Here is a 20279-nt window from a genome sequence, read left to right on the forward strand (position 1 = left end):
CGGGAGAGGGTTGGGGTGAGGGACCGGGCGCTTCAGGGCGGAGAGCGCCGTCGACGCGCGTGCCCTGTCCGGAAGCCGCATGCCCCTCACCCTGTCCCTCTCCCGCTCGGGAGAGGGGACCCGCGCTCGGTTCCGAAGCGGTCGTGGCAATCGCGTGGGGACGCCGCCGGCCCGTGCGCGCCTACTTCACCAGCGCGTAGATGTTCACGTCGAGGTTGTCGTCGGTGCTGTCCTTGAGGTCGGTGGCGTACTCCTCCACGAACCGGTCCTGCACCACGATGTCCTTGGCGTCGAGGTAGGCGGTCAGCGTCTCGTAGGTGCTGTCGATCGACTCGTAGGACCCCTTGTGGGCGAAGCGCAACGCCTTGCCGGAGGGCGTCGTGCCGAAGCGCAGGCCGTCGGTCTCGGCGGGTGCCGGGCTCGGCGCGGCCGCCACCGGGATCATCGCCTCGAACTCGAAGCCGTCGTCGTCGGTGCGCGTGAAGACCGCGAGCGGCCGCCCGGCCGGCGCGACGCCGAGCTTGGCGAGGTCGGCCTCGATCCGCGCGAAGGCCTGCTTCAGGTTCGGCACGGCCTCCTCCCACTTGGTCTTGCCGGACAGGATCGCGACGGGCTTGGCCGGCAGGGTGACCTCGTCGACGTCGCCGGGCTCGCCGGCCTTGTCGATGAGCGTCGGCCGCGCCGACGTTCCCGGGCTCGTGCCCGGGGGCGTTCCCACCGCCGACTGGCCCGCGGGCGGGGGCGCCACCGATTGCTGGGGCGCCGGGGCCGCGCTCTTGTCCGGATCGGCGACCGGGTTCGGCGCCGTCGTGGTCGGCAGCGGGTTCGTCTGGGCCGGCGCGGGCGCCGTGGAGGGCGGCGGCGCGGGCTGCTGCTGCGCGGCGATCGGGCCGCCCGACGCGAGCACGAGGGCGGCCGAGAGGGCGACGAGCGGACGAAGGCGGATCACGGTGGGCGCTCCGGTCGAGGCCCGCGGATGATCGCGCGGGCTCCCGCGGCGTAACCTAATGGCGATCGGGACGACCCGCGAGGGCGCAGCGGACGAGAGCCGCGGGTGCGGCGCATCTGCCACGCCGCGGCACCCCTCGCGCCGGGCGGCGGCTTTTGCGATATAGCCCGCGCCTTCCTCCAACCGCGGGACCGCATGAGCGCACTCGCCCACAGACGCTTCCTGAAGATGCACGGCGCCGGCAACGCGATCGTGGTGCTGGATCTGCGCGGCTCCGCCGCGAAGGTGCGGCCCGAGGAGGCGCGGGCGATCGCGCAGGATCCCGGCTCGACCTTCGATCAGCTGATGGTCCTGCACGATCCCGTGAGCCCGGGCACGGACGCGTTCATGCGCATCTACAACACCGACGGCTCGGAATCGGGCGCCTGCGGCAACGGCACGCGCTGCGTCGCCTACGCGATGCTCGACGACCCGGCCATGGCCCGGCCGGCCGAGGGCGGCCGGCTCGTCCTGGAGACCCGGGCGGGCCTGCTCGGGGTGCGCCGCGTGTCGGAGCGGGCCTTCACGGTGGATATGGGCCGGCCGCGGCTCGCCTGGGACGAGATCCCCCTGTCCGAGCCGTTCCCCGACACCCGGCGGATCGAGCTGCAGATCGGCCCGATCGACGATCCGATCCTGCACTCGCCGGGCGCCGTGAACATGGGCAACCCGCACGCGGTGTTCTTCGTTGAGCAGGATCCGGACAGCTTCGACCTCGCCCGGATCGGCCCGATGCTGGAGAACCACCCGCTGTTCCCGGAGCGCGCCAACATCTCGGTGGCGCAGGTGACGGGCCGCGAGACGATCAAGCTCCGCGTCTGGGAGCGGGGGGCCGGGCTGACGCTCGCCTGCGGCACGGCCGCCTGCGCCACCGTGGTGGCCGCCTCGCGCCTGCGGATGATCGGCCGGCAGGCCAGCGTCGCGCTGCCGGGCGGCGAGCTGTTCGTCGAGTGGCGGGCCGACGACCACGTCCTGATGACCGGCCCGGTCGCGCTCGTCGCCGAGGGGACCCTGGCGCCGGAGCTGTTCGACAGCGCGGCCTGATGGCGGTCGAGACCCTCACCTTCGGCTGCCGCCTCAACACCGTCGAGTCCGAGGCCCTGCGGGTCCACGCGGCGGCGGACGGGCGCGACCGGGTGGTGGTGAACACCTGCGCGGTGACCGCCGAGGCCGGGCGGCAGGCCCGCAAGGCGATCCGGCGCATCGCCCGGGAGCGGCCCGGCGCCGAGATCGTCGTCACCGGCTGCGGCGCCGAGGTCGAGACGGAGGCCTACGCGGCCATGCCGGAGGTCGCGCGCCTCGTCGGCAACGCCGAGAAGCTGCGGCCGGAGGGCTGGTCGGCGGCCGCGACCGGGCCGGGCGCCGTCATGGCGGCGCGGGTGGCCGAGCCGACGCGGATCGAGGCCGTGGCCGGGCACACCCGCGCCTTCGTGCCCGTGCAGAACGGCTGCGACCACCGCTGCACCTTCTGCGTGATCCCGTTCGGGCGGGGCTTCTCCCGCTCGGTGCCGGAGGCGGACGTGATCGCGCAGGTCCGGACCCTCGTGGCCCGGGGCGGGCGCGAGGTGGTGCTGACCGGCGTCGATCTCACCGCCTACGGCCGGGACCTCCCCGGCACGGCCCCGTCCCTCGGCGGCCTCGCGCGCGCGATCCTCCGGGCGGTGCCCGACCTCGCGCGCCTGCGCCTGTCCTCCATCGATTCCGTCGAGGCCGACGACGCGCTGCTCGCGGCGATCGCCGAGGAGGAGCGGCTCATGCCGCACCTGCACCTGTCGCTGCAGGCCGGCGACGACCTGATCCTCAAGCGCATGAGGCGCCGGCACCTGCGCGTCGACGCGATCCGCTTCTGCGAGACCGTGCGGCGGCTGCGGCCCGACACGGTGTTCGGCGCCGACCTGATCGCCGGCTTCCCGACCGAGACCGAGGCGCAGTTCGACCGCTCCCTCGACCTCGTGGCGGCGTGCGGCCTGACGCACCTGCACGTCTTCCCGTACTCGCCGCGCCCCGGGACACCGGCCGCGCGCATGCCGCCGGTTGCCCCCGAGGCGATCCGCGCGCGGGCGGCGCGGCTGCGGGCGGCCGGCGCCGACGCGCTGCGCCGGCATCTCGACGCCCAGGTCGGCCGCCGCCTCACCGTGCTGGCGGAGCGCGGCGGCGTCGGGCGGAGCGCGGATTTCACCGCGGTTCGGCTTCCGGGCGTCCCCGAAGCGGGGACGTTCCACGACGTCGCCGTCGCCGGGCACGACGGCGCGCGGCTCATCGGCGCCTAGCGCCCGCGGCTCACGCCGGCATCGCCGCCACGGCCTCGGCGATGTGCGGGGGCGGCGGCGCCGTGACGGCGATGGCGTCGCGCTTCGGGTAGAGCGGGATCGACAGCGCCCGGGCGTGGAGGTGCAGCGCGCTCCCGCGGGGCGCCCCGCCGTAGACCGCGTCGCCCAGGATCGGCCAGCCGGAGGCGGCGCAGTGGACCCGGAGCTGGTGGGTCCGGCCGGTGACCGGCTTCAATTCCAGCCAGGTCCGCCCCCCGGCGCGGCCGAGCACCCGCCAGTGCGTCAGCGACGGGTCGCCCGCCGGGTCGGCCTTCATCCACCACGAGCGCGGATCGTCCGAGCGGCGGGCCAGCGGCAGGTCGATGCTGCCTTCCTCCCCGGCGGGCCCGCCCGCCACGATCGCCCAGTAGGTCTTCTCGACGGCGCTGCCGGAGAACAGCTTCCCCAGCCGCGCCAGCGCCTTGGCGTGGCGGCCCAGCGCGAGGCAGCCGGAGGTGTCGCGGTCGAGCCGGTGCGCGGCCTCGGGGCGGCGGGGCAGGCCGAACCGGAGCGCGTCGAGGTGGTCGGTGAGCGTCTCGCCGCCCCGCGGGCCCGGATGGACCGGCAAACCCGCCGGCTTGTCGATGACGAGGAGCAGGGCATCGCGGTAGAGGAGGCGCGCGCCTATGTCGAAGGCGTTGGACATCCGGATCGGCTAGAGGGTCGGTGTCGGCGGGGCAAGGTGGGGCGAGGACGCGATTTCATGGCGAGCGAGGAGAAGCCCGGCTGGTTCGGACGCCTGTTCGGGCGCAAAGGCCAGCCCGCGCCCGAGGACAGGGGCGAGGACCGGCCCGAGGACAAGCCCGAGGCCGACCTGCCGGCCGGGGCGGCCTCGCCCTCCGAGGGGGAGCCGGACTTCGCCACCGCCGCCGAGGATGTCGCGCACCTCCCGCTGCCGCCCGAGGAGTCCGGGGAGCCGGTCCCGGACGCGGTCGAGGGCGCGGACCTGCTGCCCGTGGAGGGCGACGCGGAGCGCCCGCCGGCCGGCACCGCCGGCGACGACCCCGCGCACGGCGCCGACCCGGTCGACACCGGCGACGTGAACCGGGCGCCGGTGGTCGAGCCGGCCGCCGCGATGCAGCCCGGGATTCAACCCGACGTCCAGCCCGACATCCAGCCTGTCGACAGCGCCGCGGCCCTCGCCCACGACGCCGGCGCCGGGCCGGAGCGCGAGCCGGAGGCCAAGGGCTGGTGGAGCCGCCTCACCTCGGGGATGAAGCGGACCTCGTCGGCCCTCTCCGACCGCGTCACCGGCCTGTTCACCAAGCGCAAGCTCGACGCCACGACCCTGGAGGACCTGGAGGACGCGCTGATCCAGGCCGATTTCGGCCTGGAGACCGCGATGCGGGTCTCGGAGGCCGTCGGCAAGGGCCGCTACGAGAAGGGCATCTCGCCCGACGAGGTCCGGGCGATCCTGGCCGCGGAGGTGGAGCGGGCGCTGGAGCCGGTGGCGGTGCCGCTGACGATCGACGCCGCCCGGAAGCCCTTCGTGATCCTGACGGTCGGCGTGAACGGCGCCGGCAAGACCACGACGCTCGGCAAGCTCGCCTCGAAGCTGCGGGCGGAGGGGCGCACCGTGATGCTCGCGGCCGGCGACACCTTCCGCGCGGCGGCAATCGACCAGCTCAAGGTCTGGGGGGCGCGCACCGGCACGCCGGTGGTGAGCGGCGCGCAGGGCGCGGACGCGGCGGGCCTCGCCTTCGACGCCCTGAAGCAGGCGGGCGCCGCCGGCACCGACGTGCTGCTGATCGACACCGCCGGCCGGCTCCAGAACAAGGCCGGCCTGATGGCGGAGCTGGAGAAGATCGTCCGCGTGCTGCGCAAGCAGGATCCGGATGCGCCGCACGCGACGCTCCTCGTCCTCGACGCCACGGTCGGCCAGAACGCGCTCAGCCAGGTGGAGCTGTTCTCGCAGGCGGCGCCGGTCTCGGGGCTGGTGATGACCAAGCTCGACGGCACCGCCCGGGGCGGCATCCTGGTGGCGCTGGCGGCGAAGTTCGGCCTGCCGGTGCACTTCATCGGCGTCGGCGAGGGCGTGGAGGACCTGGAGCCCTTCGCGGCCCGCGACTTCGCCCGGGCGATCGCCGGACTGGAGAAGGACTAGCACGCGGGCGGCCGCCGCTCCTGGGTGCGCGATGTCATGGACATCGCGCGCTCCGCGTTCCACACACCCCGGCGAATCCCGTCCGACGCCCCCGGCCGACCGTGGGCGCCGCAGCCGAGCCAACCGAGCGTATGCAGATCGAATCCGTCCCCCCGCACCGCCACCTGCCGCCGCTCGTGAAGCTGGCGCTGGAACTCGGGCCGCTGGTGCTGTTCTTCCTCGGCAACGCCTATTCCGAGAAGTTCGGCGTCGCTCCGGACCAGAAGCTGTTCGTGGCCACGGGCGTGTTCATCGCGGCGACCGTGGTGGCACTGGCGATCCACTACGTGATGGTGCGGCGCCTGCCGATCATGCCACTCGTGTCCGGCGTGGTGGTGGTGGTGTTCGGCGGCCTGACCCTGGCGCTGCAGGACAAGACCTTCATCATGGTCAAGCCGACCATCGTGAACGCCCTGTTCGGCACCGTGCTGCTCGGCGGCCTCGTCTTCGGGCGCTCGCTGCTGTCGGTGGTGCTCGACTCGATGTTCAGCCTCACCGAGGAGGGCTGGCGCAAGCTCACCTTCCGCTGGGGCGTGTTCTTCTTCGTGTTGGCCGCGCTCAACGAGCTCGTCTGGCGGACCCAGACCGAGGATTTCTGGGTCAACTTCAAGGTGTTCGGCATCATGCCGATCACCGTGCTGTTCGCCCTCGCGCAGACGCCGCTGCTCACCCGCTACGAGCGCAAGAAGGCGCAGCCGGAGGCCTGACGCCTACTGCGCGGCCGCCACCTTCCCGGCGGCGCGGATCCGCGCGAGCACGCTCGCGAAGTTCTCCGGCGTGAGGATGCCGACCAGCTTGTCGCGGATCACGCCGTCGGGCCCGATGATGAAGGTCTCGGGCACGCCGTAGACGCCGAAATCGATCGCCGCGCGGCCGCCGGCATCGGCGCCCACCGCGCTGAACGGAACGCCGTGCCGGGTCAGGAAGCGCTGGCCGGCCTCGGGCGTCGGCTCCTTGTAGTCGATGCCGACGAGCCGGATGCCGGGTTCCTTCGCCAGCCGCATCAGCATCGGGTGCTCCACCTGGCAGGGCGCGCACCACGAGGCGAAGACGTTGAGCACCGTGATCTGGCCCTTGAGGTCCGCGCTCGACAGCCCGGGTACGGGCGCGCCGTTGGCGGTCAGTCCCGGCACGGCGGGCAGGTCGAAGCGCGGCACCGGCTTGCCGATCATCGCGGAGGGCAGGGCGGCCGGGTCGGCGCCGGAGCGCAAGCGCAGGAACAGCACGGCGGCGAGCGCCGCGAAGACGAGCGCCGGCAGGATCAGCAGCAGCGAGCGGCGGACCGGTGGCGTCCGGCCGGCGGTGTCGTCGAGGGGGGCGGTCATCGCCGGTCCTCGCCGAACCCCTTGAGGGCGCGGCGCTGCGCGCGGCGGTCGCGCAGGGCGTTGCCCACCAGGGCGACCATCACCAAGGCCGTGAAGGCGTAGGCGGCCAGGATGAAGCCGCCGTGAGACCCGAGATCCATCGCGGTCCTCCTAGACCGGCTGCCCGACCGGCATCGCGGCCGGTGTCGGGGTGAGGCGCGGCTGGGCGCGGTCGAGGCGCTCGGCCTCGCGGATCGTCAGCGTCCGCACCCGGCGGCGCATGATCTCGGTGCGCATCGCGTAGAGGTGCAGCGTCATGCCGCCGAGGGTCGCGGCGCCGATCATGACCAGCAGCGGGTGGAGCATCGAGGGGTCGATGGTCGAGCCGCCCATGCGCAGGATCGAGGCCGGCTGGTGCAGGGTCGACCACCAGTTCACCGAGAACTTGATGATCGGCAGGTTCACGGCGCCGACGAGCGTCAGGATCGCCACGGCGCGCGCCGCGCGGTTCGGATCCTCCAGGGTCCGCCATAGGGCGATGATGCCGCAGTAGATCAGCAGCAGGATCAGCATGGAGGTCAGGCGCGCGTCCCAGACCCAGTAGGTGCCCCACATGGGCTTGCCCCACAGCGAGCCGGTCACGAGGCAGATCAGCGTGAAGGCGGCCCCGATCGGCGCGGCCGCCCGCTGAGCGACGTCGGCGAGCGGGTGGCGCCACACCAGGGTGCCGATCGCCGACACGCTCATCGCGCCGTAGAAGAACACGCCGAGCCACGCCGCCGGCACGTGGATGTACATGATCCGCACGGTCTCGCCCTGCTGGTAGTCGGGCGGCACCACGAAGAAGGTCTGGTACAGGCCCAGCGTCAGGACGCCGAGGGACAGGACCGTCAGCCACGGCACCAGCGCCCCCGACCACCGCATGAAGTGGCTGGGGTTCGACAGGCGGGTCCAGAGGGAAGGCGTCATCGCGGCAGCTGTCTCGGACATCGTGGAAGCGGTCTAGCCTAGGGTGCGGTGCAGCAACAATGCGGGTCGGCGGCGCAGGCGGCGGGGTCACCGGAATGGCATCGTGCGCCGGGCCGCAACCCGTCGGGCCTTCGGATCCGAGAAGCTGCTGTACGACTGCGCCGACGACCAGCCGTCTTCCTGAGACATCCGCGACGCGCCCGCTCTCCCGCAGGGGTTGGGACCCGCGCCACGCCCGCACATGTCCGACGATGACGCACGTCCGCGGCCGCAGCTTTTCGCGTCCGAGCCTTGCGCATCGCGGGCGGATTGCGCATATAGATGTGAACAAAAAGAGAACGAAAGAGCGTCCCCGATAAAAGCTGTGGACGACGCGACCTCACCCTGACGGACCGAGCGCCCCATGCGAACCGCCGACAAGCAGATCGCCGACATCCTCGTCCGCTACGGCGAGCCCTTCGGGGGCAACGTCTGGCGCGTCCAGGGGACCGCCGTCATCTACCACAAGACCCTGGAGCGCATCGCCGCCCAGGCCGGCATCGTGTTCGAGCCGCCGACCGTCATCCGGGCCGAGCGCGACGAGGCCGTGATCCTGGTGACCGGCCGGCTGCCCGGCGCGAAGCCCGGGACCGAGCGGATCGAGTGGTCCATGGGCGAGGCGCTGGTCAACGTGAACTACCGCGTCTCGGGCAAGCAGGCGGCCTACGTCTACGCCATGGCCGAGAAGCGCGGGAAGGACCGCGTCATCCTCAAGCTCATCGAGCTGCACGGCCTCGTCTACTCGGAGGAGGAGGCCGACGAGTTCCGCGCCCACCAGGTCCCGGTCCGGGCCGTCGACGAGGATTTCGAGGAGGCACCCGCCTTCGACGAGGTCACCGAGGCCGAGGGCGACCTCAAGCGCCGCATCGAAGCGGCCGAGACGATCAACGCGGTCACCGACCTGATGCTGGACGGCGCCACGCAGGCCGTCCTGGCGACGATGCCGCCCGGCACCCGCGACGAGGTGCGCGACTACGCCAAGGCCCGCCTCGTGGCGCTCGGCTGGCCGAAGCGCGCCGGACGCCGCAGCGCCGCCTGATCCTGCTTCCACCCCCACCGAAGGAGACCGCCATGCATCGCGCGACGAGCCGCCGCACCATGAAGGCCCGCCGGGAGTCCTGCCACGGCTGGAGCATCGAGACGCTGTCCTACAGCCCGACGCGGATCGTCCGCCTCGGCGCCGAGAAGGTCGCGATCCTGTTCCCGCCGGTCGAGCCCGGTGCGGCCTGGCAGCTCTACCCGCATCCCGACACGTTCCCGGGTCTCAACTTCGAGGGTCTGCCCGAGCCGCTGCGCCCGGAATTCCTCGCCTTCCCGGATCTTCCGGAAGTCGAGCGGTTCCTCGGCATCCGCGACGCCGAGCCCGTCGCCCTCGCGGCGTGAGGCGCGCTCTCAGGGCGTCGGCCAGGGCGCGCCGCGATGGAGCGCCTCGGCCTCGTCCGTGAACCTGCCGTCGGGGTCGTGCAGCACGAGGGGCGGCAGCAGGGTCGGGGCGGCTCGGCTCCCGCGGGTCGCCGCGATCAGGACGCGGATCGCCGGCGCGTCGCCGCGGGGATGGACGGGGCGGATCGCCAGCCCGCCGTAGCGGCCCCTGAGGGCGTCGAGGCAGGCCGGGAGGGCGTCCGCCCGGTGGATGAGCCCGAGACGCCCGCCCGCCCGCAGGACCGCCGTGCAGGCGCGGATCCAGCTGTCGAGATCGCCGCCCGCGAAGGTGTGGGCGGCGGCGCGGCCCGGGTGCGGCGAGGCGCGGTGAGCGCCGGCCGCGAAGAACGGCGGGTTGGTGAGCACGACGTCGAAACTGTCCGGCAGCAGACCGGCGGCGCGGCGTTCCGCCGCGGACGCGAGCACGTCGGCGACTAGGACCCGCGCGTCGATGCCGTTGAGGGTCGCGTTGGCGCGGGCCTGCCCGGCGAGCGCCGGGTCGCGCTCGACCAGGGTCGGCCGGAGGCCGGGCGCCAGGGCCGCGCAGGCGAGGCCGACGGCGCCGGTCCCGGCGCCGACATCGCAGAGCCGGTCCCCGGCCCGCGGCGCGAGCAGCCGGGCGAGCAGCACCGCGTCGGTCCCGGCGCGGTGCGCCCCCCGCGGCGGCTGGTGCAGGCGCAGGAGCCCGCCGAGGAAGGGATCGGCGCCGCTGTCGGCCTCGGCCGTCACGGTTGGCGCAACTCGTGGGCGATGCCGGCATCCGTCAGCAGGCGGCGGGCCTGGGCCTCGTGGTCGCGCGGCACCAGGAGGCGCTGGCCGAAGACGCCGATCGACCCCTCCATCAGGCTCATGTGGCTGTCGGCCACGAGGACCGGGATCTCGGCCGCCTCGAGGATCGACCGGGCGAACCCGATCAGCACGACGTCGTTGGCGCGGATCAGCTCGATCATCGCGGCTCGGCTCCGGAACGGGCGGGGATCGGCGGTTTCGTCGCGTGAGATCCGCGCTGGCGACACCCCATATCCGGCCGGCGACGATGTTGCGGCGCCGCGGGGCGCGTGCGAAGGGATCGCCCGCCCCCTGAGGGGCGACCGGTCTGGAGGTCACGGATCTTGGGTATGGCCCTCTCCATCGAGAATCCGAAGCCCGAGGCGGAGGCGGGGCTCAACGACCTCGTCGCGCTGGTGGCCGACGGCATGGCGCGGGTCAACACCACGATCCTGTCGCGGACGGGATCGGACGTGGCGATGATCCCCGAGGTCGCCAACCACCTGATCGCCTCCGGCGGCAAGCGCCTGCGGCCGATCCTGACGCTGGCCTGCGCCCGGCTCTGCGGCTACGCGGGCGCCACCGACGGCGACGTCAAGCTCGCCGCCAGCGTCGAGTTCATGCACACCGCCACGCTCCTCCACGACGACGTGGTCGACGAGAGCGACATGCGCCGCGGCCGCGTCGCCGCCCGGATCAAGTGGGGTAACGAGGCCTCCGTGCTGGTCGGCGACTTCCTGCTCGGCCAAGCCTTCCGGATGATGGTCGAGGTCGGCTCGCTGCGGGCGCTCGACATCCTCTCGGCCGCCGCCACGGTGATCGCCGAGGGCGAGGTGATGCAGCTCACCAACGCCAAGAACCTGGAGACCGACGAGGCCGCCTATCTGGCGGTGATCCGCGGCAAGACCGCCGAGCTGTTCGCCGCCGCCTGCGAGGTCGGGCCGGTGCTCGCCGGGCGACCCGAGGCCGAGCAGGCGGCGGCCCGATCCTACGGGATGAATCTCGGCATCGCCTTCCAGCTGATCGACGACGTGCTCGATTACGGCGGCACCTCGGCCGAGCTCGGCAAGAACGTCGGCGACGATTTCCGCGAGGGCAAGATCACCCTGCCGATCGTGCTGGCCTATCGCCGGGCCAGCGAGGGCGAGCGCGGCTTCTGGCGGCGCACCCTGCAGCAGGGCGAGATCGGCGAGACCGACCTGGAGACCGCCCTCGACCTCCTGCAGCGCCACGGCGCCCTGGAGGAGACCGTGGCCCGCGCCCACCATTACGGCGCCGAGGCCCGGGCCGCCCTCGACATCTTCCCGGACGGGCCCGTCAAGGCGGCGCTGATCGGGGCCGTTGAGTTCTGCGTGGCGCGGGCGCGCTGAGTCGGGAACTCGGGGCTCCCGCGTCGACAGCCACCGATCCGCGCCGGCCCGACGACCCGCGTCGGCCTCAACGCGTCACGGGCCCGAGGGCTTCGGCGAGGGCGGGGGCGAGGTCGCGCAGCTCCGCGAGATGCGCGTCCGTCAGGGTGCGCAGCAGGGCCTCGGCGCGCGGCGTGAGGGACAGCTCGCTCCGCCGCCTGTCCTCGACGGCCCGCGTCTTGGTCAGCAGGCCGGCCTCCACCATGCGGGACACCAGCTCGGCCGCGCTGTGCGGAGCGATCAGCAGCTGCTCGGCCAGCAGGCCGACCGTCGCCGGCGCGCGCCCGGCATGGCCCGCCAGCGTCAGCAGGGCCTGATGCTGCTGCGGCGGCAGGCCCGCCCGGGCCGCCGCCGCCTCGCTGAACGCCAGGAAGCGGCGGAGACGGAAGCGGAAATCCGCGAGCGCCGCGTACTGCTCCCGCGACAGCGCCTCCGGTCCCGGGGCATCGGCCTCCATGATCGCCTCCGTGGTGTGTCCCTCGAGCCGCCGACGGTGCCCCGTATCGACGGGCTGGTCCCGGCTCGCAATGGCCGCGCCGTTGCAAGATATATCGGATTACGACATAAAAGCCGCCGCGAAGGCAGGAGGCCCCGATGATCGGCGGGACTGGGAGCGGCAGCGGGGAGGGCAGCCCGTTGCGCCGGGCGCTGGGGGATTTCAGCGCGGACCGGCGGGTCCTGACGCTGGCCGGCATGGCGATCGTCACCGGGACCGCCGCCAGCGGCACCGCCTGGATCCTGCTCACGCTGATCGGCCTCGTCACCAATCTCGTGTGGTACGGCCGGCTCGACACCGCCCTGACCTCCCTGGCCGGCGCGGCGCCGGGGCCCTCGATGGTGGCGATCCCGGTGATCGGGGCGCTGATCGTCGGCGCCATGGCGCGCTACGGCTCGGAGAAGATCCGCGGCCACGGGATCCCGGAGGCGATGGAGGCGATCCTGGTCGGCGGCAGCCGGATGTCGCCCAGGGTCGCCGTGCTCAAGCCGCTCTCCTCGGCGGTCGCGATCGGCACCGGCGGACCGTTCGGCGCCGAGGGACCGATCATCGTGACGGGCGGCGCGGTCGGCTCGCTCTTCGCCCAGTTCTTCCATCTCAGCGCCGCCGAGCGGAAGACGCTGCTGGTGGCGGGCGCGGCGGCGGGCATGACCGCCATCTTCGGGACGCCCGTGGCGGCCGTGCTGCTCGCCGTCGAGGTTCTGCTGTTCGAGTGGCGGCCGCGGAGCCTCGTTCCGGTGACCGTCGGGGCTGTCACCGCGGCCTGCTGGCGGCCGGCCCTGTTCGGCGCCGGCCCGCTCTTTCCCTTCGCCGACAATCCGGTCCTGCCCTGGTGGGGGCTGCCCGCCTGCGCGCTGCTCGGCGTCGCCTGCGGCCTCATCTCGGGGGGGCTGACCCGGGCCCTCTACGCTCTGGAGGACGGCTTCGGGCGGCTTCCCCTGCACTGGATGTGGTGGCCCGCCATCGGCGCCGTCGTGGTCGGGCTGGGCGGCCTCGTGGATCCCCGGGCGCTCGGCGTCGGCTACGACGTCATCCACGACCTGCTCTCCGGCCACATGCTGGCGAGCGCCGTCGTGCTGATCCTCGTGGTCAAGGCGGCGATCTGGCTCGCCGCCCTGTCGTCGGGCACGTCCGGAGGCGTGCTCGCGCCGCTGCTGATCCTCGGCGGCGCCGTCGGCTGGCTGATCGGCCTCCTCCTGCCCGGCGCCCACGGTTTCTGGGCGCTCATCGGCATGGCGGCGATGCTCGGCGGCACCCTGCCGGCGCCGCTGACCGGCGTCGTCTTCGCCGTCGAGGTGACCGGCGACGTCGCCGCCCTGGCGCCGCTGCTCGCCGCCACCGTGGCGGCCTACGCGGTGACCGTGCTCCTCCTCAAGCGCTCGATCCTGACCGAGAAGATCGCCCGGCGCGGGCAGCACGTGACCCGGGAATACGGGATCGATCCCTACGATCTCGCCCGGGTCGAGGCGGTGATGACCCGCACGGTCGAGACCCTGGACGCGGACCTGCCCCTGGCCGAGGCCCTCGCGGCGATCGAGACCGGCGCCCACCACGCCTACCCGGTGGTCGACGGCGCGGGCCGGCCCGTCGGCCTCGTCTCGCGCAACGACGCCCTCCGCTGGACCCTGGAGGAGCGCGACGGCGCGGCCGAGGAGGGCACCCTCGGCGAGCGCGTCTCGGACGCCGATCTCGCCGTCGTCCATCCGGGCGACGTGGTCTCGCACGCCCTCGACGTCATGCTGTCGGCCGGGCAGGGGCGCCTGCCGGTCACCGATCCGCGCACCGGCGGCCTCGTCGGGCTCCTGACCCGCAAGGACCTGCTCCAGGTGCGCGCCACGGTGGTGCGGGCCGAAGCCGAGCGCCGCGCGTTCTACCGGAAGGGGCGGGGTGAAAGGCGCGCACGGATGGAAGCATGACCCTGGACCCGCACCGTCTCGGCCGGACCACCCGCCTCGATCGGCTCGCGCCGGGCAGCTTCTACCTGATCGCCGGCCGGGACGGGCCGGATCTCGCCCTCGTCGTCCTGCGTGAGGGACGCCGGCAAGCCCTGCTGCTGAACCGCCGTCACGCCGTCGACGGCCACCTGCGGGTCGAGTCCGAGATCGCCCCCGGGGCCGACGTGCTGGCGCTGCGGGGCGCCGTCCTGGCGCCGAGCGGCGCCCTCGCGGACATCGCCTTCGGCCTCACCGCCGCTCCGGCCGCGCTCCACCTCGGCGACGGCCGCGCGTATCTGCGCGGACACGACGGGGACGGCCGGCTCGCGACCTTCTCTGTCGGGAGCGGCCGGGCCACCGCGATCGATCCCGGCGACCTGCCGCGGTCGAGCCGCTGGCGCGTGATGGTGCCGGAGGCGGGCGGCGTCGTGACGGTCTACGAGGCCGCGCCCGGCTGAGCGCCGCCCGCGGGCCGGGTCAGCGCAGGAAGGTCGGCGCCACCCACCATCCCGGATGGGCGGCGCGCAGGGCGGCAGCGGCCCGGACGGCCGCGCGCCGGTCGGCGAACAGCGCGAACACGGTCGCGCCGGAGCCCGACATCCGCGCGAGGCGGCAGCCCTGGGCGCGGAGGGCTGCCAGCGCGTCGCCGATCACCGGCGCCACGGTCAGGGCCGGCGCTTCCAGATCGTTGCGGGCCCCGGCCAGGGCCTGGAGCAGCGTGTCGGTCGCCGTGGCCTGCGGGATCGTCGGATGCGGTGCGCCCGCGAGATCCTGGCCGACGCTCAGGCCCAGAGCCCTGAAGACCGGGGCGGTGGGCACCGGCACGCCGGGATTGATCAGCACCGCGGGCAGCGGTTCGAGCCCGAGGGCCGCCCCGATCTCCTCGCCCGCGCCGCGCATCATCCGGGCCCGCGGGTCGAGGCAGACCGGTACGTCGGCGCCGGTCTCCCGCGCCACCGCGCCGACGGCCGCGTGGTCGAGGGGCAGCCGGTTGAGGCGCGCCAGCAGGCGCAGGGCCGCGGCGGCGTCGGAGGAGCCGCCGCCGATCCCCGCCGCGACCGGCAGGCGCTTCACCAGATGGAAGGCACCCGCGCGCAAGCCCGGCACCCGTGCGGCGAGACCCCGGGCGGCCCGCAGGACGAGGTTGTCGTCCGTCGGGCCGGCAGGGCCGGCGGTGGGGCCGCTGACGGTCAGGCCCAGCGGGCCGTCGGGATCCAGGGTGAGGCGGTCGGCGCTGCCCGCGAAGGCGACGAGGCTCTCGAGCACGTGGTAGCCGTCACCGACGCGTCGGCCGAGGACGTGGAGCGTCAGGTTGACCTTGGCGGGGGCGCGATCGGCGAGCAGGGTCACGGGGTCTCGGTCGGGTCGTGGCGATGTGTCCCGAGGCTCTACAGGCTCGCGGCCCGGAACAACAGCTCAGCTGCCGGTGCCGCCGACCGCACCGTGCGGTCGATAGGGCAGGGCGTCGCCCGGGCGGATCGCGGTCACATCCTCGGCGAGTTCCACCAGCCCGTCGCTGCCCGCGAGACTGGACAGCGCGCCGCCGGGCGCCGGCACGGCCTCGGGCAGGCCGTCCCGGCCGGCCCGGAGGCAGACGCGCAGGTATTCGCGCCGGCCGGGGCGCTTCTCGCGGGCGAAGCCGCTGCGGATCGCCAGCTCGGGCGCCGTGTCGCGCGCGCCGGAGAGATGGAGCACCAGGGGACCGAGCACCGCCAGGGCGGTCACGTAGGCGGCGGCCGGGTTGCCCGGCAGCCCGATCACGGGCGTGCCGGCCACGGTTCCGAGCGCGACCGGGCGGCCGGGCTTGATCGCCAACCGCCAGAAGGTCAGTCGGCCCGAAGCCTCGATCGCGGCGCGGACATGGTCCTCCTCGCCCACCGAGGCGCCTCCCGAGGTCAGGATCAGGTCGTGGGACGCCGCCGCCTCCGCGATGCGCGCCCGCAGCGGTCCGGGCTCGTCGCGGAGGATGCCGAGATCGACGGGGACGGCGCCGAGGCGTCTCAGGAGCGCGGCGAGCATCGGCCGGTTGGCGTCGAAAATCCCGGCCGGCGGCAGGGACTGGCCGGGCGGTGTCAGCTCGTCGCCGGTCGAGAAGAGCGCGACCGTCAGGGGCGTCCGCAGCGGCAGCGCGGCCAGGCCACAGGCGGCCGCGAGTGCGATGTGCTGCGGCCCGAGGCGCGTCCCGGCGCGGAGCGCCGTGCTGCCGCGGGCGACGTCCTCGCCGGCCCGCCGACGATTGGCGCTCGACACGAGTCCTCCGGGCAGGATGACGCTGCCGTCGTCGATCCGGACGTCCTCCTGCATGACGACGGTGTCGGTCCCCGCGGGCACCGGCGCCCCGGTGAAGATGCGCACGGCCGCGCCCGGACCGGGATCGCCCGCCGGATGGCCGGCCGGCACGCGTCCGCCGACGGGCAGGCGCGTCTCGCCGCCGGCCGCGAGATCGGCGGCGCGCAGGGCGTAGCCGTCCACCGCGGCGTTGTCGAAGGGAGGCAGATCGAGGGGCGCGATCACATCGTCCGCGAGGACCCGGCCGTCCGCATCCGCGAGCGGGACTGTCTCGGTCCCGGACAGGATCGGGAGTCGCGCCCGGATCAGAGCCAACGCGTCGGCGACCCGCATCGGCGCGGTGGCGGCGTCGAAGCAGTCGGGACTCAGGCGGCCCATGGCGCTGCCGGATCGGAGTGAGGCGAGCGGGTCGGCACGGGCGGCCTCGCGGACTGGGACACGGCGACTTGCGGCATCGGCGCCGCGCGATCAAGCCTGGGCCGTGGTCCCGGCGGATCCGATCCTCTAGGCTCGCGCATCATGGCGTTCACCGAATCCGTCGTCGCGGCGCTCCCGTGCCAGCGCCACCTCTTCGAGATGCCCGCCGACGTCTGCTACCTCGACGCCGCCGCGTGGTCGCCGCTGCCGCGGGCCGTGCGCGCGGCGGGCGAGGCGGGGATCTTGGTCAAGAGCCGCCCCTGGGACCATCCCCGCACGGCGATCCCGCCCTGGGCCGAGCGGGCGCGCGCGGCGGCGGCCCGATTGATCGGCGCCACCGCGGACGACATCGCGATCGTCGGCGCGGTCAGCCACGCCATGGCGGTGGCCGCCCGCAACCTGACCGTGAGGCCGGGCGGGCGCCTGCTCCGCGTGGCGGACGAGTTCCCGTCCCTGCGCTTCGCCTTCGACCGGCTCGCCGAGCGGCAGGGTCTGGTGGTGGAGGAGGTTCCGCGCCCGCCGGACGGCGACTGGACCGCGGCGGTCGCGGACGCCATCGCCCGGCCGGGCGCCCCGCCGCTCGCCCTCGCCACCCTGACCCCGTTGCACTGGACCGACGGCAGCCTGATCGATCTCGATCGGCTCGCCCCCCTGGTCCATCATGCCGGTGCGGCCCTGGTGATCGACGCCACGCAGGCTGCGGGCGCCGTGCCCGTCGACGTCGCCCGCTGGCGCCCCGACTTTCTGGCCTTCCCGACCTACAAATGGGCGCTCGGACCCTACGGCCTCGCCTTCCTGTACGCCGCGCCGCACCGGCAGGACGGGGCGGCCATCGAGGAGAATATCGGGAACCGGCCGCCGGCCGTCGGCGCGCGCCGCTACGACCGGGGCGAGCTGAACGATCCGGTGGCGCTGTTCATGGCGGTGACCGGGCTGGAGCAGATCGCCGAGTGGGGTGTGCCGGCGGTCGCCGCCCGGCTGCGGGGGCTGACCGACCGCTTGGCGGACGGGGTCGCCGGCCTCGGCCTGACGCCGCCGCCGGCCTCCCTGCGGGCACCCCACATCCTCGGTCTGCGGCCGCCCGCGGGCCTGCTGACGGGCCTGGTCGATCGCCTGCAGCGGGACCGGGTCTACGTGAGCGAGCGCTCCGGCGCCCTGCGCATCAGCCCGCACGTGTGGACGGACGGGGACGACCTCGCGCGATGCCTTGCCGCACTGTCCGAGGCCTGCCAGGGGAGCACCTGAGACGGTCCGGAAACGGACGCTCCGGCACGGGCGCCGGGCCGGAGGAACGAGGATGCTGCGCCGCCGGCCGATCCCCGGCGCAGGTGCCCGGGCACGGCCCGCGCCCACACGGAGACCGTCCACCCCCACATGACCGACTCCATACCGCGTCCCGGTGATCGGCTCCGGATCCCGGGCGCCGGCCGCCTCCCTCTGCCCGGACCGATGCGCGCCGTCCTCTCGGGGCGGTTCGCCGTGATCCTGTCGGGCGAGCTGACCCAGAGCCTGTTCCACTTCCTCCTGAACATCCTGCTGGTGCGCGCGCTCGGCGCGCACGATTACGGCCTGTTCGCCATCGTCTTCGCGGTCGGGGCGGTCGGCATCACCTACATCCGCGCCCTGGTGGCGGTCCCGGCGACGATCCACGTCGCCCGGAGCCTGGGCCGGCCGGCGGCGCTCGGCTACGACGTGATGTTCGGCTCGGGCGCGGTGCTGGTCTCCGGCATCATGGCGGCCGCCGTCGGCCTCGTCCTGATCCCGGTGATCGGCCTCGGCGCCCTCGCGGCCGGGGCCTTCGTGGGCCTCTACGCCTTCCGCAGCTACCTGCGGATCGTTCTCCTCGCCCGCGGCCGCCCCCGGATCGCCGGCCTGAGCGACCTGGTCTACGCGGTCTGCGGCGGTCTCCTCGTCGCGCGCTGGCTGAACGGAGAGGGCACGGCCCTTCTCGATCGAGCCTTCACGGCGATCGCGCTCGCCCACGCGACCGCGATCGCCGTGGCCTACGGGGCGCTGCGCGAGCGGATCCGCTTCTCGCTGCACGCGCGGGCGCGCGCCCGCTACCGGGCGATCTGGCGGACGCTGGCGTGGTCGCTCGCCGGCGTCACCAGCCTGACCGTGCAGGGACAGGGCCTGACCCTGCTGCTGGCCCTCCTGGCCGGTCCGGCCGCCTACGCGCCGATCGCCGCCACGATCGTGCTCTACGCGCCGCTGCGCATCCCCGCGAGCGCGCTGCTGAACATGATCCTGCCGGAGATCAGCCGGCTGCTCGCGGCCGGGCAGGTCGAGGCCGCCCGCCGGCTCGTCGTCCGCAACGGGATCCTGCTCGGCAGCGCCTGTCTCGCCTACGGGGCGGTCATGGCCGCGGCCCTGCCGCTCGTCGAGGACATCCTGTTCAAGGGACGGTTCGCCGCGCAGCCGATGGGCTGGATCGGGCTCGGCGTCTGGGCGGTGGTGACCGTGTCGCTGCTCTACGCGATCCCGCGCGCCTACCTCGAGGCCTCGGCGGCGTTCCGGACGATCACGGCGGGGGCGGTGGCGAGCGCCGCCCTCGGCATGGCCGTGATGGTGCCGGCGCTGCTGCTGCTGCCGCCCGCCACCGCGCTCGTCGGCCTGCTGGCCTCCGAAGTGGCGACGCTGGTCTGGTCGGTCTCGGCCTTCCGGACGCTGGCGCGGCACCCGGGACCGGCGCGGCCCCTCGGCGCCCTGTGAGCGGCCGGCCCGCCGCTCAGCGCAGCGCCAGCAGGACCGGCGCCAGTTTCCGCAGCGCCGGCGTCCGGCTGTAGACCCAGAGCGGGTTGTGCTGGACCACGTCGGTGCACAGGCCGCGCTTGAACTCGAAGACGGGGCGGTTCGCCGCCGGGTCGATGCCGCCGAAATCGAAGACCCGGCAGCCCTCCGCCTTTGCCCGCTCCACGAAGCGCCAGACCGCGAGGGTCGCGGCGCCCGTCGCGCGGGCCCGGTCGTTCGAGGCCGTGTAGAAATCCGTGCAGCGTGTGTCCGACAGGTGCGCGATGCGCACGAGGACGCGCTGTCCCTTCTCGCGGACGTCGAGGAACAGCAGGTGCTCGTCCTCGGCCGCGATGTCGCGGTAGGCCTGCGGCTGCAGCGTGGTGGCGAAGCCCTTGCGCTCGCGCAGGGCCGCGAACATCGCGGTGAAGTCGTCGAAGGCTTCGAGGCGCTCGGCCCTGTCCTCGAGGAAATGCGTCGTCACCTCGACGTTGCGCTCGGCCTTGCGCAGGGCCTTGCGCCAGCGCGGCTCCATGCCGGCCTGGATGGCGTCGAGATCCTGGGTCAGGTCGAGCTCGAGGGTGTGGTCGTGCGCGCCGATCACCGGGGCGAACCCGTGCATCAGCAGCGCCAGCGTCGCGTCGCGGCTCTCGAACTGCTCGTAATCGACCGCGAGCACGTCGAGCCGGCCGAGCGCGAGATGGTCGATGAACGCGGCGAACACCGCCTCCGCCCGGTGCGCGCCCGCCGCGGTCAGCAGCGGGCCGCCCTGGACATGGACGAACCGCGCCGGCCCCTTGCGGCGCGTCTGCCACTGGACGAAGGCGAGGTCCGCGCCGTCGCCGGACACGACCGCGCGCCGCACCTCGAGGCCGCGCCGCGCCTTGTAGGTGCCCCAGGGCGTCCCGCAATAGATGTTGGCGCCCGGGCAGGCCCAGACCCGCCGGTCCCAGTCCAGGGCATCCGCAATCTCCTGAACCGCGAGCTTGGCCGCCATGTCGCTCCCCGTCCTCGCTCCTCGTCCTGCCCGGGTTCGGTTGCCCGCGCCGCACGCCTCATCGG

General features: G+C 74.1%; 22 protein-coding genes. 11 read left to right on the forward strand and 11 right to left on the reverse strand.

The features are described from left to right. Positions 1-181: 181 nt before the first annotated feature. The gene (locus ME121_RS08235; RefSeq protein ID WP_029361213.1) at positions 182-949 is read right to left on the reverse strand and encodes a GyrI-like domain-containing protein; all 768 of its coding nucleotides are present in this window, start codon (positions 947-949) and stop codon (positions 182-184) included. Between the two features lie 195 nt (positions 950-1144). On the opposite strand from ME121_RS08235, the gene dapF reads away from it, so the two are divergent. Both dapF and mtaB read left to right on the forward strand, forming a co-directional pair. Further along, positions 1145-2032 carry a diaminopimelate epimerase gene (gene dapF / locus ME121_RS08240; protein WP_024828145.1) on the forward strand — a complete coding sequence of 296 codons (888 nt, stop codon included), beginning with the start codon at positions 1145-1147 and terminating at the stop codon, positions 2030-2032. Beyond that, a complete protein-coding gene (gene mtaB, locus ME121_RS08245) occupies positions 2032-3258 on the forward strand; it encodes a tRNA (N(6)-L-threonylcarbamoyladenosine(37)-C(2))-methylthiotransferase MtaB (RefSeq protein WP_059408651.1) in 1227 nt (408 codons plus the stop codon). Before dapF ends, mtaB begins: the two co-directional genes overlap by 1 nt. Positions 3259-3268: 10 nt before the next feature. Here mtaB and ME121_RS08250 read toward each other — a convergent pair whose 3' ends face one another. Next, complete coding sequence (locus tag ME121_RS08250; protein ID WP_012322228.1) at positions 3269-3943, reverse strand: RluA family pseudouridine synthase; 675 nt, start codon at positions 3941-3943, stop codon at positions 3269-3271. Positions 3944-4000: 57 nt separating this feature from the next. Between ME121_RS08250 and ftsY the strand changes: the two genes are divergently transcribed. Then, positions 4001-5401, forward strand: a complete 1401-nt coding sequence (gene ftsY, locus ME121_RS08255) for a signal recognition particle-docking protein FtsY (protein ID WP_059408652.1) — start codon at positions 4001-4003, stop codon at positions 5399-5401. A 131-nt stretch (positions 5402-5532) separates the two neighbouring features. Further along, positions 5533-6147 carry a septation protein A gene (locus ME121_RS08260; protein ID WP_012322230.1) on the forward strand — a complete coding sequence of 205 codons (615 nt, stop codon included), beginning with the start codon at positions 5533-5535 and terminating at the stop codon, positions 6145-6147. Between the two features lie 3 nt (positions 6148-6150). On the opposite strand, the gene ME121_RS08265 is transcribed toward ME121_RS08260, so the two are convergent. The 3 genes from ME121_RS08265 to ME121_RS08270 are packed head-to-tail and all read right to left on the reverse strand — an operon-like array spanning position 6151 to position 7713. Beyond that, entirely contained in the window at positions 6151-6765 is a 615-nt protein-coding gene (locus ME121_RS08265) for a DsbE family thiol:disulfide interchange protein (RefSeq protein WP_012322231.1), read from the reverse strand. Next, a complete protein-coding gene (ccmD, locus tag ME121_RS33450; RefSeq protein ID WP_012322232.1) occupies positions 6762-6905 on the reverse strand; it encodes a heme exporter protein CcmD in 144 nt (47 codons plus the stop codon). Before ccmD ends, ME121_RS08265 begins: the two co-directional genes overlap by 4 nt. Positions 6906-6915: 10 nt before the next feature. Then, complete coding sequence (locus ME121_RS08270; protein ID WP_012322233.1) at positions 6916-7713, reverse strand: heme ABC transporter permease; 798 nt, start codon at positions 7711-7713, stop codon at positions 6916-6918. Between the two features lie 403 nt (positions 7714-8116). On the opposite strand from ME121_RS08270, the gene ME121_RS08275 reads away from it, so the two are divergent. Both ME121_RS08275 and ME121_RS08280 read left to right on the forward strand, forming a co-directional pair. Next, positions 8117-8791 (forward strand): hypothetical protein, encoded by a 675-nt coding sequence (locus ME121_RS08275; RefSeq protein ID WP_059408653.1) that lies wholly within the window; start codon positions 8117-8119, stop codon positions 8789-8791. Between the two features lie 32 nt (positions 8792-8823). Further along, positions 8824-9135 carry a hypothetical protein gene (locus ME121_RS08280; RefSeq protein WP_012322235.1) on the forward strand — a complete coding sequence of 104 codons (312 nt, stop codon included), beginning with the start codon at positions 8824-8826 and terminating at the stop codon, positions 9133-9135. A 9-nt stretch (positions 9136-9144) separates the two neighbouring features. On the opposite strand, the gene ME121_RS08285 is transcribed toward ME121_RS08280, so the two are convergent. Together ME121_RS08285 and ME121_RS08290 are read right to left on the reverse strand one after the other, a co-directional pair. Continuing rightward, on the reverse strand, positions 9145-9903 hold the full coding sequence (locus ME121_RS08285) for a tRNA1(Val) (adenine(37)-N6)-methyltransferase (protein WP_059408654.1): 759 nt from the start codon (positions 9901-9903) through the stop codon (positions 9145-9147). Next, positions 9900-10124 carry a putative signal transducing protein gene (locus ME121_RS08290; RefSeq protein WP_024828142.1) on the reverse strand — a complete coding sequence of 75 codons (225 nt, stop codon included), beginning with the start codon at positions 10122-10124 and terminating at the stop codon, positions 9900-9902. The genes ME121_RS08285 and ME121_RS08290 overlap by 4 nt, the downstream gene beginning before the upstream one ends. 168 nt (positions 10125-10292) lie before the next feature. Here ME121_RS08290 and ME121_RS08295 point away from each other — a divergent pair, with 168 nt between their 5' ends. Continuing rightward, positions 10293-11312 (forward strand): polyprenyl synthetase family protein, encoded by a 1020-nt coding sequence (locus tag ME121_RS08295; protein WP_043342815.1) that lies wholly within the window; start codon positions 10293-10295, stop codon positions 11310-11312. Positions 11313-11379: 67 nt separating this feature from the next. On the opposite strand, the gene ME121_RS08300 is transcribed toward ME121_RS08295, so the two are convergent. Then, positions 11380-11808, reverse strand: a complete 429-nt coding sequence (locus ME121_RS08300) for a MarR family winged helix-turn-helix transcriptional regulator (RefSeq protein WP_012322239.1) — start codon at positions 11806-11808, stop codon at positions 11380-11382. Between the two features lie 137 nt (positions 11809-11945). On the opposite strand from ME121_RS08300, the gene ME121_RS08305 reads away from it, so the two are divergent. Together ME121_RS08305 and ME121_RS08310 are read left to right on the forward strand one after the other, a co-directional pair. Further along, the gene (locus ME121_RS08305; RefSeq protein ID WP_059408655.1) at positions 11946-13763 is read left to right on the forward strand and encodes a chloride channel protein; all 1818 of its coding nucleotides are present in this window, start codon (positions 11946-11948) and stop codon (positions 13761-13763) included. Beyond that, complete coding sequence (locus tag ME121_RS08310) at positions 13760-14239, forward strand: hypothetical protein (protein WP_059408656.1); 480 nt, start codon at positions 13760-13762, stop codon at positions 14237-14239. The genes ME121_RS08305 and ME121_RS08310 overlap by 4 nt, the downstream gene beginning before the upstream one ends. Before the next feature lie 19 nt (positions 14240-14258). Here ME121_RS08310 and ME121_RS08315 read toward each other — a convergent pair whose 3' ends face one another. Continuing rightward, on the reverse strand, positions 14259-15131 hold the full coding sequence (locus tag ME121_RS08315) for a 4-(cytidine 5'-diphospho)-2-C-methyl-D-erythritol kinase (RefSeq protein WP_059408657.1): 873 nt from the start codon (positions 15129-15131) through the stop codon (positions 14259-14261). Between the two features lie 66 nt (positions 15132-15197). After that, positions 15198-16448 carry a molybdopterin molybdotransferase MoeA gene (locus ME121_RS08320; protein WP_059408658.1) on the reverse strand — a complete coding sequence of 417 codons (1251 nt, stop codon included), beginning with the start codon at positions 16446-16448 and terminating at the stop codon, positions 15198-15200. A 141-nt stretch (positions 16449-16589) separates the two neighbouring features. Here ME121_RS08320 and ME121_RS08325 point away from each other — a divergent pair, with 141 nt between their 5' ends. Together ME121_RS08325 and ME121_RS08330 are read left to right on the forward strand one after the other, a co-directional pair. Then, the gene (locus ME121_RS08325) at positions 16590-17732 is read left to right on the forward strand and encodes an aminotransferase class V-fold PLP-dependent enzyme (RefSeq protein ID WP_059408659.1); all 1143 of its coding nucleotides are present in this window, start codon (positions 16590-16592) and stop codon (positions 17730-17732) included. 204 nt (positions 17733-17936) lie between these two features. Beyond that, positions 17937-19199, forward strand: coding sequence for an MATE family efflux transporter (locus tag ME121_RS08330; protein ID WP_059408660.1), 1263 nt, complete (start codon positions 17937-17939; stop codon positions 19197-19199). 16 nt (positions 19200-19215) lie between these two features. Here the strand turns inward: ME121_RS08330 and ME121_RS08335 are convergent, their stop codons facing one another. Then, on the reverse strand, positions 19216-20214 hold the full coding sequence (locus tag ME121_RS08335) for a lipid II:glycine glycyltransferase FemX (RefSeq protein ID WP_041372429.1): 999 nt from the start codon (positions 20212-20214) through the stop codon (positions 19216-19218). Positions 20215-20279 lie beyond the last annotated feature (65 nt).

Origin of the sequence: Methylobacterium sp. ME121, from assembly GCF_000974725.1 — a bacterium.
GTDB lineage: Bacteria > Pseudomonadota > Alphaproteobacteria > Rhizobiales > Beijerinckiaceae > Methylobacterium > Methylobacterium radiotolerans.